Genomic DNA, 17,121 nt, shown 5'->3' with positions numbered 1-17,121 from the left:
GGCGGGTAGCGTCCAGTTCATGACGGCTACCGTTTTCTCGCCGACCGGCATGGTGGTTTCCGCCGATGAGCGCGCCTCGGCGGCGGGGGTGGAGGTTTTGCGGGGTGGGGGCACCGCTGTGGATGCCGCGATCGCCGCCAACGCGGTGCTCGCGGTGACGGCGCCGCATTTGTGCGGTATGGGTGGGGATCTGTTCGCTGTGGTGCAGGACGGGGATTCGGCTCCGGTGGCGTTGAACGCTTCCGGGCGGGCGGGTAGTGGGGCTGATCCCGAGGGGTTGCGGGCGGCTGGGTATGGGGTGATGCCGTTGTTCGATGATGTGCGGTCGGTGACCGTGCCCGGGTGTGTTGACGGGTGGGTGGCGTTGCATGAGAGGTTCGGGAGGCTGGCGCTGGCCGAGGTTTTCGCGGCGGCCGTCGGGTTCGCCGAGGACGGTTTCGGGGCTTCTCCCCTGTTGGCGTCGGCGGTGCCGGTGTTGCGCGGTAAGGCGGGGGCCGAGGAGTTGGCGGAGGCTACGTGGGCCGGTGCCGTGGTGCGGCGGGGTGGGGTGGCGCGGGCGTTGCGGGCGGTCGCTGCGGAGGGGCGGGACGGGTTCTATTGTGGTGAGTTCGGGCGCGGGTTGGTGCGGCTGGCGGATGGGCTCTTCAGTGTCGAGGATTTGCGGCGGGGCAGTGCGGACTGGGTGAGTCCGATCGGGGTGGACGCGGTGGGGCATCGGGTGTGGGTGACGCCGCCCAACAGTCAGGGTTATTTGGTGGGATTGGGGTTGGCGATCGCGGACGGGCTTCCGTTGCCCGACGATCCGGATGATCCTTTGTGGGCGCATTTGTTGATCGAGGCGGCGCGGCGGGCCGGGTGTGATCGTCCGGAGTTGTTGCATGAGGGGTTCGATGCCGGGGTGGTGTTGTCACCCGAGGAGGTGGGGCGGCGGCGTGGCCTGATCGATCCGGGGCAGGCCGCCGGGATGCCGGATTCGGCAGCGGCGGGTGACACGACTTATCTGTGTGCCGCCGAGCATGGCGGGCTCGCGGTGTCGTTGATCCAGTCGAACGCCTCGGGGTTCGGGTCAAGGATTTTCGAGCCCGGCACTGGTATCGGGCTGCACAATCGGGGGTTGGGGTTCTCGTTGCTTCCCGGGCATCCGGCCGAGTATCGGCCCGGGCGGCGGCCTCCGCACACGCTCGCCCCGGCGCTGGTCACCCGGCGGGATGGTTCGACGCGTGCGCTGGTGGGGACCATGGGCGGGGACACCCAGCCCCAGATCCTGTTGCAGGTGATCACCCGGTTGCTGCGGCACGGTCAGTCCCCCGCCGAGGCGGTGGGGGCGGCCCGTTGGCGGATCGGTAATTCCAATGGTTTCGACACTTGGCGCGACGGCGAGCGGGCTCCCATCGAGTTGGAGGAGGCGGCACCGGATGCTTGGGATCGGTTGGAGGCGAAGGGGCACTTGGTGAACCGGGTGCCGACCGGTTTCGGGCATGCCCATGTGATCGAGATGGACGATTCCGGGCAGTTCGCGGGGGCGGCCGATCCCCGTACCGTGATCGGCTCGGCCCAGGGGCGGTTATCGGTCGGCGGTGGCTCGCCATGCGCGGGGTGAGCGTCCCAGTCGCTGGGTGAAGACCCTGGAGAAGGCCGAGGAGTTGGCGTAGCCGAGTTCGGCGGCGGTGGCGGAGACGGTGGCGCCGTGGCGGAGTCGGTCCTGAGCCACGGTGAGTCGCCATGCGGTGAGGTAGTCGGCGGGCGGCTGGCCCACTGTCGCTTTGAAGCGCGCGGCGAACGTGCTGCGAGACAGATTCGCTTCACGGGCCATTGTGGTCAGTGTCCAGGGCCGCCCCGGGGATTCGTGGATGGCCACGAGGGTGCGGGCCAGACGGTCGTCGGACAGGCCCCTCAGCAGCCCAGCGGGCAGTGCGAGTTCGGTGGTGTGGTCGAGGATCCAGCGGAACAGCTGGATGAGGACGACTTCGAACAGGCGGTCGGCCAGTACGGGGTTGCCGCAGCGGACGTTGTCGATCTCGGCGAAGAGCAGGTCGAGCGCCGGTCCCAAGGAGTCGACGACGTGCAGCGGCAGCACGATCACGGGAGGAAGCGTGCGTACGAGCGGGTGGGTCTGTCCACCGTCGAAGTCGAGCGTCGCGCAGGCGAAGTCGGAGTCCGCCGTGGGCGCGTTGTGGAAGGCGTGTTCCAGGGGGCGTGGGTAGAAGAGCAGGCTGGGGCGGTCTATTCGGGTTCGCTCCAACCGGCCGCCGGTGCCCTGGTAGGTCACGTCCATCTCGCCGTGGCGGAGCACGTGGAGGAAGCCTCGCCCTGGTCGTGCGGCGAAGGTGGTGACTCCGCACAGCGGACCCGTGTGGAACAGGCGGGTTCGTACCCGGAAGCGTTCGAGTAGGGGCGTTAGACGGTCGACGGGGGCCATGGGGCAAGCATGCCAGACGAATTGGTAAGAAATCGAGATGATCTGTTGCGATTAGTCCGGACTTGCCGGGCAGCCTGGTAACACGTCACCCGCACCGACATCGCGGGCGACGCCGTCTGTCCACAAGCGAAGGAGTATCTCATGTCCAACGTTCCCCTCGTCGAGCTCGAGTCCGCGAGCGGCGCCGTCAAGGAACAGCTCGATCAGATACAGGCCGCGTTCGGCACCGTGCCGGCGATGTTCAAGGCCGTGGCCAACTCGCCCGCGGCGCTGGCGAGCATGTGGGGGTCGTTCGGCGCTTTCGCCGACGGCGCTCTCGGCTCGGCGCTCAGTGAACAGATCGCCGTCGCCGTCGCGAACCGCAACTCGTGCGAGTACTGCCTGGCGGCGCACACCGCGCTCGGGCGCAAGGCCGGGGTGACGCGGGCGGCGCTCGCGGCGGCGCAGGACGGCGAGTCCGACGATCCCCGTGTGGCCGCCCTGCTCGGATTCGCCGTCAAGCTGGTGCGCGAGCGCGGTCAGGTGACGCCCGACGACGTCCAGGCCCTTCGGGGTCACGGCTGGGGTGACGAGCAGATCGTCGAGGTCATCGCTCAGGTCGCGCTGAACCTGTTCACCAATTACGTCAACATCGCGCTCGCGGTTCCGGTTGACTTTCCCACTGTGGAGCTGCGACGCGTCGACTGAGACCGGGATCCGGATCACCGATGAGTTTCGTGTTCTCGCGGCGTCTTTAGTACCGGGAGCCGTTCGACGGCTGCCAGTCCCGACCCGGTTGCCGCCGGGTCGGGTCATCCCAATATTCGAGGAGACACCGTGAACGACATGAATTTCTGGGCCGTACTGGTGGCCGCCGTGGCGGCCTTTGTGCTCAGCGGCGCTTGGTATGCCGGGTTCGGCAAGCAGCTGGCCCGGTTGAGTCCGGCTTACACCGGGGAGGGACGGTCGCCCGCTGTGACAGCCGTCGTGGAGATCGTGCGCAATCTCGTGCTGGCCTTGGTGGTGGCCGGGTTGACGATGTTCGTGGACATCGGTGGTTGGACCGACGCGGTGTTGCTGGCCGGAGCGGTGTGGATCGGTTTCCCGGTCATGATCCTGACCGGTTCGGTCTTCCATGAGAAGGTCCCGGCAAAGCTCGCGGCCATTCACGCCGGGGACTGGTTGATCAAGCTGTTGGCCGTCACGCTGATCGTCGGGCTGTGGCGGTAGCGACTCCAAACCATCGAAGGACGCGTCATGACTTATGAGACAGATACCCGTGTCGACGACTACATCAACGGTCTGCCGCAGTGGAAGCAGGACATCTGCCGCAAGGTGCGCGAGCTCGTGCACGCCGCCGACCCCGAGGTCGAAGAGACCGTCAAGTTCAAGGTCCGCCCGTATTTCGTGTTGCAGGGCAATGTCTGTGCGCTGCTGGCCGCGAAGGACCACGTGAACGTCTTCCTGTACGACGGCGCCATCGTTCCCGATCCCGAGGGGATCATCACCCACGGGCACGACAACAAGACGGCTCGCCAGATCGCCATCCGGGAGGGTGAACCGATCAACGAGAAGGCGCTCGTCGCGATGTTCCGGCAGATCATCGCCAACAATCGCAACGGTGGCTGGCGGAGGATCAAGGCCGCCGGCTAGCAGGCATCCGTGGTCCCGCCCGCTGGGGTTGTCGGCGGGCGGGCCATGATGACGTCGGCCGCGGTGGGGAACGCGGTCACGCAGGCGGAGTTGATGCGGTAGTACACCGCTGTGGCGCGGGGTTCGGCGATGAGGAATCCGACCTGGGCCAGGATCTTCAGGTGGTGCGAGACGGTCGACTGGCTGATGTCGACGGCTTTCACGATGTCGCCCACCTTCATGGGGGCCGACTGTCGGGCCAGCAGGGACACGATGCGGATGCGGGTGCCGTCGGCCAAAGCCTTGAACCACTTGGCGTATTCGTCGGCCAGGGATTGGTCGATGGCCGGCTCTTGATTTTCCTTCATCGATAATCGACGATAATAGATGAAGGAGAGTCCGTCAATTCGCGATCGGAGGTCGCGCGGTGTCCGAGCTAGGCGCAGCCGGTCTCGCAGCCGCGAGCGGTGTCGGCGAGACCGGCGAGCATCTGGACCGGGACGGCGATCTCGTCGCAGCACACCGAGTAGATGTTGCTGCGGCCCTTGGGGGTGGCGGTGATGAGGCCCTGCTCGCGCAACGGGGTGAGGTGGTGCGAGACCAGGGTCTGCGACAGGCCGGTGGCGTCGGTGAGTTCGCGCACACTGCGGGGGCGCTCGGCCAGCAGCAACAGCAGGGTCAGCCGGGTCTCATCCCCCAGTGCCTTCAGCTGAGGTGCCAGCGTGCGGGCCTTGGCGGTGATCGCGGCGTCGGGTTGTGCCTGCAGCGTCGGGGACATGAACCCATTATGGCACGAAGTTTGTCATCAACAGGATCTACTGGTATTAATTGCGTTTGTTGAAGTCAGTTGGCTTCATTCCCCGAGTCCGTGGAGGACGTCATGTCTGAGTACGAGCAGAGTTCCGCCGAGCCGGTGGTGGTCATCGGCGCCGGGCCGGTCGGGTTGGCGGCGGCCGCGCACCTGGTGGAGCGCGGCATCACCCCGGTGGTCCTGGAAGCCGGTTTCGGTCCCGGCGCCGCGATCCGTGAGTGGGGGCATGTGCGGGTGTTCTCGCCGTGGCGGTTCAACATCGACGCCGCCGCGCGTCGGTTGCTGGAGGCCGAGGGTTGGAGCGCGCCCAACGCGGCGCACCTGCCGACCGGCGACGAACTGGTGGACGACTATCTGAAGCCGTTGGCGGAACTGCCTCGGTTGGCGCCGCATGTCCACTTCGACACCCGGGTGGTGGCGGTGGCGCGGCACGGGATTGACAAGACCCGCACCGTCGGCCGGGACGGACGGCCGTATCTGGTGCGTACCCGTACCGGTGCCGGTGAGTACCGCGACGTGGTGGCCAGGGCGGTCATCGACGCGTCGGGCACGTGGGGGAAGTCGAATCCCTTGGGGGCGCACGGTCTGCCCGCTCCGGGTGAGGCCGAGGCCTCGTCCTATATGGCGGGTGCGCTTCCGGACATCCTGGGCGCCGATCGCGAGCGGTTCGCCGGTAGGCACGCGCTCGTGGTCGGCATGGGACATTCGGCGGCCAACGCGCTGCTCGCCCTGGCGGATCTGGCCGAGGTCGCGCCGGGCACCCGGATCACGTGGGTGGTGCGCGGGAGGTCGGCGGCGCGGTTGTACGGCGGCGGCGACGCCGACGCGCTGCCGGAGCGCGGCAAGCTGGGTACCCGGGTCAAGCAGCTGGTCGCCGACGGCAGGCTCACCCTCATCAAGAACTTCACCATCGACCGCTTCGAACCGGCCACGGACGGCCCGCTGGCGGTGGTGGGGCGGTCCGGTGACGAGCCGGTCAAACTCGACGTCGACGTCGTGGTCGCCGCGACCGGGTTCCGGCCCGATGTGGACATGTTGCGCGAGGTCCGGCTCGACCTGGATCCGGCGGTGGAGGCACCGAGTCAGTTGGCGCCGTTGATCGACCCGAACTTCCATTCCTGCGGAACCGTTCCGCCGCACGGCGAGCGGGTGCTGGCCCATCCCGACGAGGGTTTCTACGTCGCCGGGATGAAGAGTTATGGCCGGGCCCCGACGTTCCTGATGGCCACCGGGTACGAGCAGGTGCGTTCGATAGTCGCGGCCATCGCCGGGGACCGCGAGGCCGCCGATGAGGTCCACCTTGAACTGCCCGAGACCGGGGTGTGTTCCTCCAGTCCCACCGTCGAGGACGCCGACGGCAACGTCACCTTCGCCGAGGCGTCCGGCGGCTGCGGGACCGGCGACGAGGGGTCGTCGTGCGGCACGGCTGCGGCGCCGCGTGGACTGACCACCGGTGTACTGCACGGCTACTCCGGTGAGGGCGCGACGCTTCCGGTCGTCCAGGAGGCCGCGCCGGCGGGCGGCTGTTGCGGCGGCGAACCCGCCACCGTATGAGCGCCACCGAAACCAGCGCCGCCGTCCCGACCGCTCAGGCGATCGCGGGACGGCGGCGCGGTCTGGTCGCGTTGTGCGTCACCGAGATCACCAGCTGGGGCATCCTCTATTACGCGTTCCCGGTGCTGCTGGTCGCGATCACCGCCGACACCGGCTGGTCGACGACCGTCGTCATGGGGGCGTTCTCGGTCGGACTGGGGGTGTCGGCGCTGGCCGGGATCCCGGTCGGTCGGCTCCTGGACCGGTACGGGCCGCGTCCGGTCATGACCGTCGGATCGGTTGTCGGTGTCGTTGCGATCGCGGGGATCGCGCTGGCCCCGAACCCGTGGTGGTTCACCGCCGCGTGGGCGGTTTCAGGGCTGGCGCAGGCCTGCGTGTTCTACAAGCCCGCCTTCGCCGCCATCACCGGTTGGTACGGGCCCGATCGCGTCAAGGCGCTCACCACGGTCACCCTGGTGGCAGGGCTGTCCAGTACGGTCTTCGCGCCCGTCGCCGCGTTCCTGGTCGACCGGGTCGACTGGCGCACCACCTACCTGATCCTCGGGGCGTTTCTGGCCGTCGTCACCATTCCCGTCCACGCCCGCTTCCTCAAGGTGCCCTGGAATCCGCAGCACGACCAGCCCGGTTCGCGGACCACTGGTAACCGGGCGATCATGCGCTCACCGGCGTTCCTGACCCTGGTGCTCGTCATGACGACGGCGACCTTCGCGCTGTTCGCGGCCACCGTCAACCTGGTCCCCATGCTCACCGACCGAGGTGCCTCCACCAGCTTCGCCGCCTGGACGCTGGGTTTGTGCGGTGCCGGACAACTGTTGGGCCGCATCGGATACGCCCGTCTCACCGCCCGCACCAGCATTCGGTTCCGCACCGTCGCCGTGCTGGTCGCCGCGGCCGTCACGATCGTCCTCACGGCCGTCACCGCCCACCAGGCCGCGGCTCTCATCGCCGCCGCGATCGCTTTCGGAGCGACAAGGGGGATCTTCACGCTGCTGGAGGCCACGGCCGTGTCCGATCGTTGGGGCACAAGGAACTTCGGTGTCCTGTACGGCGCTTACAGCGCCCCGTCGACCATCGCCATGGCCGCCGCTCCGTGGGCCGGGGCGCTGCTGGTCAACGCCTTGGGCGGCTATCAGGCCCTGTTCATCGCCATGGCGGTGCTGGCGGCTGCCGCCGGTGTCGCCGCGACGGCCACCATTCCCCGACAAGCCAGCTGACGGTCGTCCGCCCGCGTCCCGAATCGTGGCACGGAATTGCGAGGTGGCGTTGCGGTCGCGGTGTGAGACTCACACGGACGGGAGCAACACGGAGTCGACAAGGGATGGCAATGCGGAAGCGTTTCGGACGTTACTGGTTCGGCAACCCCGGTCACCTGTGGATGGCGTTGCGGGTCGGCGGCGGTCTGCTGCTGGCGGCGGTGGTCTTGAGCGTGGCCGGACTGCACGGACTGGAACTGGAGCAGCCGTGGCGACTCGTGCTGGCGGGCGCGGCGGTGGTGTCGCTGGCGGGCACGGTCGCGTGCGTGGCCTATATCCGTCGGCGAACCATCGTGGACGAACGCGGTGTGAAGGTCGTGCGGGCGTGGTCGTCACAACGCGTCGGCTGGACGGAGATCCGCGGTCTGGCAATGGGACAGGACGACGGCCGGTGGGTGCTGTGGGCCGACGTCGCGGGTGGCGAACTGGTGCTCTTCACATACCAGCTGCGCGGTTACGGCGACGACGGCCCGATCCTGGGTTCGAGTGGCAGTGTCGACTCCGCGGTGTTGCCGGACTGGGCGGCGCCGCCGTTCCGCTCGGCGTGTGCCGTGATCGAACACCACTGGCGCGGCCACGTCGGCCCGCACGCGCGAATCACGGCGCGACAGCCCGCTTCGCCGACAGTGGACGCCCAGGCGCCGCTGCCGGTTTCGGCGAGCCCGCCCGTGGAGCGGCGTCTGCTTCGCGACCGCCGCTTCGTGTCCGAAGTGGCGTTGTGGACCACGGGAATGGTGCTGCTGTTCCCCGTCTACATGGTGATCAAGTGGAGTCGTCGCGATTCCCCGATCACGTGGACCTGGTTCCTCAGCCTGGTCGCCGTGTTCACGGCGATCATGGTGGCGTACTTCGTGGCGCGCACGCGGGAGGGCACCATCGTCACCTCGCGGGGCATCACCCTCGTCCGTAGCTTGGGGTTCAGTCGCCAGCGGCTGCCGTGGTCGCGGATCCACGGCCTGGAGCTGGAACACGCCTGGGGGCAATGGCTGATCCAGGCCCGCACCGAAACCGGACCCACCACTGTGTACCACCGCCGCCCCGGCGTCGAGATCCCGATCGGGGAACTGATCCTGATCCAGCCGCGCTTTCGGGCGCACCCCAACGGCTCCTACCCGCGACCGACGGACGGCACCCCGATGCCGGTGCGCGAGGCGTTCGCCCTGCTTCACGACTACTGGCATCACCATCGACACCGATGACGGGACCAAATCCCCTGCGTAGCCGCTGAACCGACGGATACCGTCGATCCTGCGGCGCCACCGGCTAGCCCGCGTATCTTTTGGACAGTTCGTTGGGGTGGCAATGGAACCTGAGATCTCGGCCTGGCGCAACCTGATGGAGCTTTTCCGTTGCGTCGGGGAATCCGAATGCGCATGGGTGGAGCAGGCCGACAGTGGGTTCGGCTTAGCGTTGGTGCTCGCGGTGGCGCTCAACATCGGCGGCGTCGTGCTGACGTGGATGACGTTGAGTGTGGTCGTCGATTTCGTGTCGAGGCGACGAAGCACGACGATCGGTGCTGCCACTGAGGACGGACCGGACTTCCGTGGGGTGGTCACGGTTCTGCTCGGCGTGGCCGCATCCGGCCTGTGGTTCTACCTGTGGCTCGGTTACGCCCTGCCCGAGTCGGCCGGGCAGAACTACGTCGTGTGGATGGTGACGACGCCGCTGTACACGCTGGTTCTCATGGTGGGTCCGGTGGGTGTCGCGGCGGCCGTCTGCGGCATCGTCGGGGTCGTCGTGTCGACGTACCGGCCTTCCAGCGACGCGACGTCGTGGACGCCAGCGGCTCGTCGCGGCGTGTGGAGTGTCCTCATCGTCGTGGTCACGGCGATCCTCGTCGGTTGGCGCGCGCTCTACGAGGCCGTGCCCGAGGTGGCGGCGGGGCCGTTCGGGCGGGGGCCGCAGTGGCTTCAGCACGCGCTCGAGGTGTGGACTCTGCATGAGCCCGTGGCGATCCTGTGGGAACTGGCCAAGCTGTTGAGTACGGTTCCCGGCATCGTCGGGTTCGCGGCGTTGGGTCTACTGTGTTTGGTCTTGCCCGCGCCCCGTGGTGTGTCGGGCGGCGCGCGAGGCGTGGTGAACCTGGCCTCGGCCACCACCGGCGCCGCGGTGACCTCTGTGGTCAGTCTGGTCGTCGGCACCTGCGTGGTCATCGTGGTGGGTGTGCTGGCGATCGCCGTACTGGCGCTGGCGTTCCTGTTCTTCGCGGCCTACGTGATGACGTACGTTCTGGTGCTCGCCGTGCTGGGTGCGATGGTGACCGCCGCGGTCAGGAGCTCTTGACCAGTTCGGTGGCGGGGCGGGTACGGGCCAGCAGCATGCCGACGGTGAACAGTGCCACCACCGCGACCACCGCGCTGATCCAGGTGGTGTGGAACAACAGTGCGTTGAGGTAACCCAGTCCGACGGTGTACGTGGCCCAGCAGATCGCCGCCACCGCCGACCAGGGTTGGAACCGTCGCGCGGAGATGTCGGGATCGCTGCCGCAGGCGAAGGTGACCACGCACCGGCCCGCCGGGACGAACCGGGCGAACACCACGCTGCGTCCGGTGTGGTGCCGCAGCATCGACCGCAGCCGGTCGTCGGCACGGGCCAGGCTCGGTCGGCGCGCCAGCCGGGCCCGCAGGCGGCCCGATCCGCGCGAGGCCAGCCGGAAGGCCAGCCAGTCGCCGGTGGTGGAGGCCAGCGCGGCGCACCCCAGCAGCGCCAGCTCGTTGGTGGCTCCGGTGTGGGCGTAGACGGTGGCCACGATCAGGCTGGTGCCGCTGGGCAGGACCGGCAGGTAGACATCGCACATGATCAACGCCATCACCACCAGGTACACCCAGGGTGAGGCGAGGAGGTGATCGATGTCGGGCCACATAGTGGCCCAAGCGTGCCACGGGTTCGGCCCGGTCGAGGAACGCGGATGCCAAATCGTGACGCGATGGTGTCGGTGTCGCGCGCGGCCGGGTTCAGTCCGGGGCGTCGGTGTTGTAGTAGGACGCGAGGTCGTTGGGCGAGAACCGGCCCCGGTCGGTGGCGACGGTGCTGACGTAGCGGGGCGGGGTGACGTCGAAGGCGGGGTAGATGCCGGTGGCCCGGGTCGACGCGGTGCGGTGTCCCAGGGCGTGCAGGACCTCGTTGCCGTCGCGGTACTCCAGCGGCACCGCCTCGGGGGTGGGGGCCTGCGCGTCGGGGGCGGTCACCACGGCCACGTACGGCACGCCGAAGGCGTGCGCGGCGATCGCGATCTGCAGCGTGCCGACCTTGTTGATCACGTGGCCGTCCATGGTGACCCGGTCGGCGCCGGTGATGACCTTGTCGATCTCGCCGCGGCTCATCAGTTCGGCGGGCATCGCGTCGGTGACCACCACGGTCTCCACGCCCATCTCCGCCAGTGACTCCGCGGTGAGCCGGGCGCCCTGCAGGTACGGCCGGGTCTCGGTGCACACCATCCGCAGCCGCTTGCCCGCTCGCAGCGCGGCCGCGACGGGCTCGGTCACGTACGACTCGCCCCAGCAGTGCGTCAGCACGGTGTCGCCGTCGTCGAGCAGTTCGGCGGCAGCCTCCCCGAGCTGTCGGCAGCGGGCGAAGTGGCGGTCACCGGCGGCGACGGCGGCTTGCTCGACCACCTCGGCGACGGGTTCACGCGCGGCCAGCGACGGCTCAGCGGCCCGCAGGATCGCGTCGACGACCTCCCGGATCCCATTGTGGGTCGGCCGGGTCGCCCGCAGCCGGTCCGCGGCCTCGGTCAGGTACGCGCGGCGGTTCTCACCAGGGAGCGCGTCGGCCGCGCGCGCCGCCAGGGTCATGCCCCCGGCCGCCGCGAACAGTGGACCGTTGCTTTGGGTGACCATGTCCTCGATCGCCTGGGCCACCTCCTGGTAGGTCGCGCACGACACCCAGGTCCGCTCGAACGGGAACACCCGCCGGTCGAGGATGCGCACCGCGTCCGGCTCGATCAGGACGCTTTGCGAGATCAACGTCGGCACCGGCACGTGGATCGATGACTCCGCCATTGGCGTGCTCCCTTCGTCGGTGTGATTTTGGCACGGTCGACGCGGTGCCCTGTCAACCGTGGCGCGTCCGATTCGCGTCTTTTGTTTCGTGGACAAGCAGCGAAGGACCGTGAGCCGTCTGGTCGCGGGCGTGGCGGTCGTGACCAGCGCGGTGGCGGTCGTATGGGCCGCCACGGACGTCTCCGCCGAGGAGGCGCGTGACGTCGAGTCGAAGATCGCCGGAGGACAGCTCGCCGAGGACGGCCGGTTTCCGTGGATGGCCGCGATCACGACGGCCGAGGAGCCCGACGTGGGCTACTGCGGCGGCACGTTGATCGCCGACGATGTCGTCCTGACCGCCGGTCACTGCTTCGACGACCTCTCCCCCGCCGAGCTCGTCGTCCGGCATGGCGACGTCACCTTGGCGAAGGCCGACAGGTACGCGATCGCCGACGTGGTCGTCGCCGAGGGCTACGACCACGACCTCCAATACGACTGGGCGGTAGTGAAACTCGCCGAACCTGTCGCCGATGCCGAGCCGCTGCCGCTGGCGGCGACGGACGACGAGGACTGGTCGACGTTCGAGATCGCTGGCTGGGGCGTCACGGGACATACCGCTCCGTCCCCGGACCTGCGCTGGGCCGAGGTCCCGTACATCGACGACACGGAATGCGGCGCGCTGAACGAGGACAGCGAGTTCTTCCCGAAGACCCAGCTGTGCGCGGGAGAGCTGGAGGGCGAGGAGGTCAACGCCTGCCCGGTCGACTCGGGCGGACCGCTCATGGCCGAGGTGGACGGACGAACCGTGCTGGCGGGGATCGTCAGCTGGGGGTCCGACTGCTACGAGACCCCCGAGCCGGGTGTCTACGCCAGCGTCGGTGCCCAGATCGACGACATCAGGGCGGCGGTCGACGAGGCCGGTGGAAAACCTCCCGCGTGCCGATGAGTTTCGCCGGGGCGCGTCGTCTGTACTGACAAACCCGACGAATCTTGTTCGAGGAGAACACCATGAGCGCCACCTACACCTTCGATTTCTTCTGCAGCCTCGACGGTTTCGGTACCGCCGGAGGCGATTGGACCGGCTACTGGGGCAAGCAGGGGCCCGAGCTGTTGGAGCACCGGCTCGCGGTTTACAACGAGGAGCAGCGGATGGTCTTCGGGGCCAACACGTATCGGGACTTCGCACAGATGCTGGCCGAGAGCACCGAGGACTCCGACGTGCGCGACCCGTGGGTCACGCGGATGCGGCACCTGCCCGCGACGGTGGTGTCGTCGACGTTGACGGGTCCGCTGGACTGGCCGGACGCGGAGGTCGCCAGCGGCGACGCCGTCGAGATCGTCCGGCGGCTCAAGGCGGAGTCCACGGTGCCGTTGCGTTCGCACGGCAGCCTGTCGCTGAACCGGGCGCTGCTGGGCGCCGGTCTGGTCGACCGGGTTCAGGTGACGTTGTTCCCCGTGATCACCGGACAGACCGGCGCCAACCCGATCTTCAAGGGCGCGGCCGACTTCGACCTGGAGCTGATCGACAGCCGCACGCTCGACGGGCACATTCAGGAGCTCGTCTACCGGCCGACGCTGCACGGCTGAGTCGACTGACGCACGCGTTGGGCGCCCCCGTCCGGGTCGGACGGGGGCGTCAGCTGTTGTCGCGTGTGTAAGGCCGGGGCCGGATCGTGTTCACCCCGATGTCCAGGTGTCACGGTGCGATGTCTCTTGACTATGGGTTCGCTGCGGTGTAACGACAAGCGGGACAGAATAAGGAGAACTCATGACCCCATGGAAGAAACGACTCGCCGCCACGATCGTGGCGGCGACGTTCGCGACCGGTTCCCTGGCGCTTTTCACCGGCCCGGCACAGGCGGAAAGGCACGAAGCGGATCGCGGCTGGAGCGGCGCGTGGACGACGTCGCAGCAAAAGCCCGGTGCGAACTTCAAACCGAACTGGTCGAAAGACGGGTTCGCCGATCACACGGTGCGGCAGGTGGTGCGGCCCACCGACAGTGGCGACAAGGCCCGCGTGACACTGTCCAATCTCTATGGTGACCGGCCGTTGCGGGTGACCGCGGCGACCGTCGCGTCCAGTGGGGATGGTGCCGCCGTGGACGCGGATTCGTTGCGGGCGCTCACTTTCGACGGCGGTAAGAGCGCGGCCGTTCCTGCCGGTGAGGAGCTCACCAGTGACGCCGTGCGGTTCGAGGTGTCGGCGCTGGAGTCGGTGACCGTGACGCTGTACTTCGCCGAGGCGACGGGTCCGGCGACGTTCCATGACGAGAGTCTCGCGACGTCGTACCGGGCCGCCGGGGATCACGCCGGTGACGCCGACGGCGCCGCCTTCACCGAGACCGATGACTCCTGGTATTACCTGTCGGACCTGGAAGTGGTGGCGGACAAGAAGAAGGATGGCGTCATCACGCTCGGGGACTCCATCACCGACGGGGTGGATTCGACCGTGGACGCCGACAACCGGTATCCGGATCAGCTCGCCGAGCGGCTGGCCGACTCCGGTGACCCGCGCGCGGTGCTCAACGCCGGGATCAGCGGGAACCGGGTGGTGACCGACTCGGACAACTTCGGCGACCACGCCACGGCCCGTTTCGACCGCGACGTCCTCGACAAGAAGGGCATCGGCACCCTCATCATGGCCGAGGGCATCAACGACATCGGGTTCCCCGAGCGGGACGAGCCGGTGTTCCAGCCGAACCCCGAGGTCACCGCCGAACAGATCATCGCCGAGTACTCCGCGATCATCGACAGCGCGCACAAGGCCGGGCTGCGGGTCATCGGCGGGACCCTGTCGCCGATGAAGGGCCACGCCCACTACAGCGAACGCGGCGAGGCCGTGCGCGACGCCGTCAACGAGTGGATCCGCGAGTCGGGCGAGTTCGACGCCGTCGCCGACTTCGACAAGGCGGTGCGTTCCGCGACGGACGAGGACGTGTTCGACCCGGCCTACGACAGCGGGGATCACCTGCACCCCAGCGACGCGGGGTATCAGGCGATGGCCGAGGCCGTGGACCTGGAAGACCTGTAGGTAGCGACAAACGGTTGGCCCGGGCCATATCGGCCCGGGCCAATTGTCGTCAATGGTCGGTCGCGGTTACGGCAGGTACTGCGCCAGCCGGTAGTCGGCGTACTCCTCGGGTTCCTTGTACTCGGCGAGCACTCCGCGCTTCGCGTCGTAGAGGGTGACGCTCATGCCGTTCTCGGTGCTCTTGCGGATCAGGGTGTTTCCGTCGGCGGTGTAGTGCACCGCGTCGACACCTCCGCCGCCGGAGACGGAGCCGCCGACCTGCCCGGTCTCGGGATCGACCGTGGTGTTGCAGGTTCGCGAGTACGGTTCGTCGTCGCTGTGCTGGAAACCCTGTGCCACACAGATCTCCTTGGTGCCCGCCGAGACGCTGAACAGCGAGACCTCCGCGCCCTGGCTCTCGACGCTGAACTCGTTCCGTCCCGAGCCGTCGACGTCCATCGCGACCATGTCGCCCTGGTAGCCCTTCTGCGCCACCAGCCCGGTGCCGTCCGCGGCCCACCTGAAGTTGCAGGCGCCGTCGGCGGGGAAGCTGGCCGTCAGTTCACTGGTGGAGACGTCCCGGATCTGGATCTGGAGCTTGGTCGCGTCGCCGTCGATCTCGACGGCGTACAGCAGCTGGTCGTCGATCGGCGACCAGGTGGGCCGGACGCACGGGTTGTCGACCCCCAGATCCTTCTTGCCGGGCGGGAACTGGCCGTAGACGGTGCCTTCCGCGTCGTCCGCGATGAGGAAGCCGCTGGACTCCTCCAGCCAGGCCGCCATCTTGCCGTCGTGGGAGATCGTGGAGTCCTTCGCCCAGGGGTTGCCGACGTTCTCGCCGTCTTCCACGATCGTGTAGTTCCCGTCGTCGTCGGGGTAGTACAGCTGCCCCGGGATGCCTTGCGACTGTTCGCCCTTCTTGTCGTCGCCCGGCGGCGGCTCGGCGTCCGCGCTCGGCAGTACCGTGAGTCCGACGCCGACGAGCCCGCCGACCATCACCACGGCCGCACCGGCGGCCAGGACGGTTCGCCGGATCGTGCGTTTGCGGGACGCCGTCAGCACGTTGTCGTACATGTCGATTCCGTTCATCTTGTTGGCGAGTTCGGTGAGGTGCTCGCGAAACTCGTTGTTCATCGCAGCTCTCCCTCCTCTGTGTACAGAACGTTCAGGTCGGGTGCGATGGTGCGAAGCCGGGCCAGCCCCTTGGCCGTCTGGCTCTTGACCGTCCCGATCGCACAGTTGAGGATGTCGGCCGTCTCGGAGACGGTCCGGTCCTCGAAGAACCGCAGCACGATCACGGCGCGCTGCTTGGCGGTCAGCCGCAGCAGCGCCTGGTGCAGGGTCAGGCGCAACGCCGTCAGCGAGTTGGTGTCGTCGGCGACGAACTGGTCGGGCACCACCTCCGACAGCGATTCGGCGACCCTGCGTTTGCGCCACCAGCTGACCTGCAGGTGGTACATGACCTTGCGGGTGTACGCCTCGGCGTTGCCCGTCTCGTGCAGTCGCTTCCAGGCGCCGTGGGTCCGGGCCAGGGCGGACTGCACCAGGTCTTCGGCCAGGTGCGGGTCACCGGTGAGCAGGTACGCCGTCCGCAGCAGCGCGGTGCTGCGGTCGCGGACGAACGACTCGAACTCCTGGGCCCGCGCCGCGACCGAAGCCGAGGGTGGATCCGCGTCGCGCGAGGCGAGCAGCGGTTCGGTCATCGCGCTTCCTTCCACAAAATGCTCCAAGTGAGGTCTCCGGGGTTTCAGAACTGGTAATCAAGACGCAGGATCGGACGGCGGGGTTGCCGGTGTGTCCGACGAGATCGGGCCCGGATGCGATCTTCACCGACGTCGCACTGACAGCGGGCCGGGGGTTGTGCCAGGGTGGTCCGCATGACGAAGCCGGATTTCGTGGACCGATTCGTGACCGTCCCCGACCTGCTCAGCGCCTACGACCGTGTCATCACCATGGACAGGGGACTGTTCCGGGCGGCGGGCGGCAGATATGACAACCCGACCCCGTGCCGGGAGTGGAACGTCGGGCAACTGTTGTGCCACTTCGCTTTCATCAACGAGCGCTACGCCATCGTCGCCGAGCGCGAGACAGTTCCGCCGTTCGAGCAGCGGACCTATCCGGATTCGTCGGCGGCGTTCGTGAAGTGGTCGGCGCGGGCCCGGGCCGCGTTCCGGCGGCCGGGTTTCCTCACCGAGGTCATGCCGACGCCGATCGGCGAACAGCCCGGCGCGGTGGTGATACAGCACGTCCTCAACGAACTCATCGCCCACAGCTGGGATCTCGCCCGTGCCCTGGGCGAGTCCACCGACCTGGTGCCGGACCTGGCCGAGGCCGCCACCCGCAGCTGGAAGACGGCCTTCGCCGAGTTCGGGGAACCGGCGCGCACGCCGTCGATCATCGACACCGTGAAACCGGCTCCCGCCAACGCCTCCCCGGCCGACCGGCTGGCGGCCTGGCTGGGACGCGAGGTCTAGGCCGCGACC

General features: G+C 68.3%; 19 protein-coding genes. 12 read left to right on the top strand and 7 right to left on the bottom strand.

Features of this window, described 5'->3' with window-relative positions:
• The first annotated feature begins 49 nt into the window (after positions 1–49).
• Complete coding sequence (locus tag SNAS_RS11280) at positions 50–1,600, top strand: gamma-glutamyltransferase family protein (protein WP_211207370.1); 1,551 nt, start codon at positions 50–52, stop codon at positions 1,598–1,600.
• Here SNAS_RS11280 and SNAS_RS11275 read toward each other — a convergent pair.
• Positions 1,565–2,419, bottom strand: a complete 855-nt coding sequence (locus SNAS_RS11275) for an AraC family transcriptional regulator (RefSeq protein WP_013017547.1) — start codon at positions 2,417–2,419, stop codon at positions 1,565–1,567. The genes SNAS_RS11280 and SNAS_RS11275 overlap by 36 nt on opposite strands.
• Before the next feature lie 141 nt (positions 2,420–2,560).
• Here SNAS_RS11275 and SNAS_RS11270 point away from each other — a divergent pair, with 141 nt between their 5' ends.
• The 3 genes from SNAS_RS11270 (at position 2,561) to SNAS_RS11260 (ending at position 4,051) form a co-directional block, all read left to right on the top strand.
• Positions 2,561–3,106, top strand: a complete 546-nt coding sequence (locus SNAS_RS11270; RefSeq protein ID WP_013017546.1) for a carboxymuconolactone decarboxylase family protein — start codon at positions 2,561–2,563, stop codon at positions 3,104–3,106.
• 138 nt (positions 3,107–3,244) lie between these two features.
• Positions 3,245–3,628 carry a DUF1761 domain-containing protein gene (locus tag SNAS_RS11265; RefSeq protein ID WP_041625936.1) on the top strand — a complete coding sequence of 128 codons (384 nt, stop codon included), beginning with the start codon at positions 3,245–3,247 and terminating at the stop codon, positions 3,626–3,628.
• 27 nt (positions 3,629–3,655) lie between these two features.
• Positions 3,656–4,051 (top strand): DUF1801 domain-containing protein, encoded by a 396-nt coding sequence (locus SNAS_RS11260; protein WP_013017544.1) that lies wholly within the window; start codon positions 3,656–3,658, stop codon positions 4,049–4,051.
• On the opposite strand, the gene SNAS_RS11255 is transcribed toward SNAS_RS11260, so the two are convergent.
• Both SNAS_RS11255 and SNAS_RS11250 read right to left on the bottom strand, forming a co-directional pair.
• Positions 4,048–4,398 carry an ArsR/SmtB family transcription factor gene (locus SNAS_RS11255; RefSeq protein ID WP_013017543.1) on the bottom strand — a complete coding sequence of 117 codons (351 nt, stop codon included), beginning with the start codon at positions 4,396–4,398 and terminating at the stop codon, positions 4,048–4,050. The two genes, SNAS_RS11260 and SNAS_RS11255, sit on opposite strands and share 4 nt — an antisense overlap.
• A 68-nt stretch (positions 4,399–4,466) precedes the next feature.
• Entirely contained in the window at positions 4,467–4,808 is a 342-nt protein-coding gene (locus tag SNAS_RS11250; RefSeq protein WP_013017542.1) for an ArsR/SmtB family transcription factor, read from the bottom strand.
• 102 nt (positions 4,809–4,910) lie between these two features.
• Here SNAS_RS11250 and SNAS_RS11245 point away from each other — a divergent pair, with 102 nt between their 5' ends.
• From SNAS_RS11245 to SNAS_RS11230, 4 genes are all read left to right on the top strand, one after another.
• The gene (locus SNAS_RS11245; protein WP_013017541.1) at positions 4,911–6,395 is read left to right on the top strand and encodes an FAD-dependent oxidoreductase; all 1,485 of its coding nucleotides are present in this window, start codon (positions 4,911–4,913) and stop codon (positions 6,393–6,395) included.
• Entirely contained in the window at positions 6,392–7,609 is a 1,218-nt protein-coding gene (locus tag SNAS_RS11240; RefSeq protein ID WP_013017540.1) for an MFS transporter, read from the top strand. The genes SNAS_RS11245 and SNAS_RS11240 overlap by 4 nt, the downstream gene beginning before the upstream one ends.
• Before the next feature lie 110 nt (positions 7,610–7,719).
• Positions 7,720–8,847 (top strand): hypothetical protein, encoded by a 1,128-nt coding sequence (locus SNAS_RS11235; protein ID WP_041624768.1) that lies wholly within the window; start codon positions 7,720–7,722, stop codon positions 8,845–8,847.
• A 103-nt stretch (positions 8,848–8,950) separates the two neighbouring features.
• The gene (locus SNAS_RS11230; protein WP_013017538.1) at positions 8,951–9,931 is read left to right on the top strand and encodes a hypothetical protein; all 981 of its coding nucleotides are present in this window, start codon (positions 8,951–8,953) and stop codon (positions 9,929–9,931) included.
• Here the strand turns inward: SNAS_RS11230 and SNAS_RS11225 are convergent.
• Together SNAS_RS11225 and SNAS_RS11220 are read right to left on the bottom strand one after the other, a co-directional pair.
• Positions 9,918–10,511 (bottom strand): DedA family protein, encoded by a 594-nt coding sequence (locus tag SNAS_RS11225; protein WP_013017537.1) that lies wholly within the window; start codon positions 10,509–10,511, stop codon positions 9,918–9,920. The genes SNAS_RS11230 and SNAS_RS11225 overlap by 14 nt on opposite strands.
• A 91-nt stretch (positions 10,512–10,602) precedes the next feature.
• The gene (locus SNAS_RS11220; RefSeq protein ID WP_013017536.1) at positions 10,603–11,649 is read right to left on the bottom strand and encodes a s-methyl-5-thioribose-1-phosphate isomerase; all 1,047 of its coding nucleotides are present in this window, start codon (positions 11,647–11,649) and stop codon (positions 10,603–10,605) included.
• 109 nt (positions 11,650–11,758) lie between these two features.
• Here SNAS_RS11220 and SNAS_RS32675 point away from each other — a divergent pair, with 109 nt between their 5' ends.
• The 3 genes from SNAS_RS32675 (at position 11,759) to SNAS_RS11205 (ending at position 14,659) form a co-directional block, all read left to right on the top strand.
• The gene (locus tag SNAS_RS32675; protein ID WP_052304978.1) at positions 11,759–12,574 is read left to right on the top strand and encodes a S1 family peptidase; all 816 of its coding nucleotides are present in this window, start codon (positions 11,759–11,761) and stop codon (positions 12,572–12,574) included.
• Between the two features lie 62 nt (positions 12,575–12,636).
• Complete coding sequence (locus SNAS_RS11210; protein ID WP_013017534.1) at positions 12,637–13,215, top strand: dihydrofolate reductase family protein; 579 nt, start codon at positions 12,637–12,639, stop codon at positions 13,213–13,215.
• A gap of 181 nt (positions 13,216–13,396) precedes the next feature.
• Positions 13,397–14,659, top strand: a complete 1,263-nt coding sequence (locus tag SNAS_RS11205; RefSeq protein WP_013017533.1) for an SGNH/GDSL hydrolase family protein — start codon at positions 13,397–13,399, stop codon at positions 14,657–14,659.
• A 66-nt stretch (positions 14,660–14,725) separates the two neighbouring features.
• On the opposite strand, the gene SNAS_RS11200 is transcribed toward SNAS_RS11205, so the two are convergent.
• Positions 14,726–15,772, bottom strand: coding sequence for a hypothetical protein (locus SNAS_RS11200; RefSeq protein ID WP_013017532.1), 1,047 nt, complete (start codon positions 15,770–15,772; stop codon positions 14,726–14,728).
• Positions 15,769–16,341: a SigE family RNA polymerase sigma factor gene (locus SNAS_RS11195; protein ID WP_013017531.1), complete on the bottom strand. Its 573-nt coding sequence runs from the start codon at positions 16,339–16,341 to the stop codon at positions 15,769–15,771. The genes SNAS_RS11200 and SNAS_RS11195 overlap by 4 nt, the downstream gene beginning before the upstream one ends.
• 174 nt (positions 16,342–16,515) lie before the next feature.
• Between SNAS_RS11195 and SNAS_RS11190 the strand changes: the two genes are divergently transcribed.
• Entirely contained in the window at positions 16,516–17,112 is a 597-nt protein-coding gene (locus SNAS_RS11190; RefSeq protein WP_013017530.1) for a TIGR03086 family metal-binding protein, read from the top strand.
• The last annotated feature ends 9 nt before the right edge of the window (positions 17,113–17,121 follow it).

Origin of the sequence: Stackebrandtia nassauensis DSM 44728, assembly GCF_000024545.1 — a bacterium.
Lineage (GTDB): Bacteria > Actinomycetota > Actinomycetes > Mycobacteriales > Micromonosporaceae > Stackebrandtia > Stackebrandtia nassauensis.
Note: the sequence above shows the minus strand (reverse complement) of the source record. Positions and strands in the feature narration are given on the sequence as shown.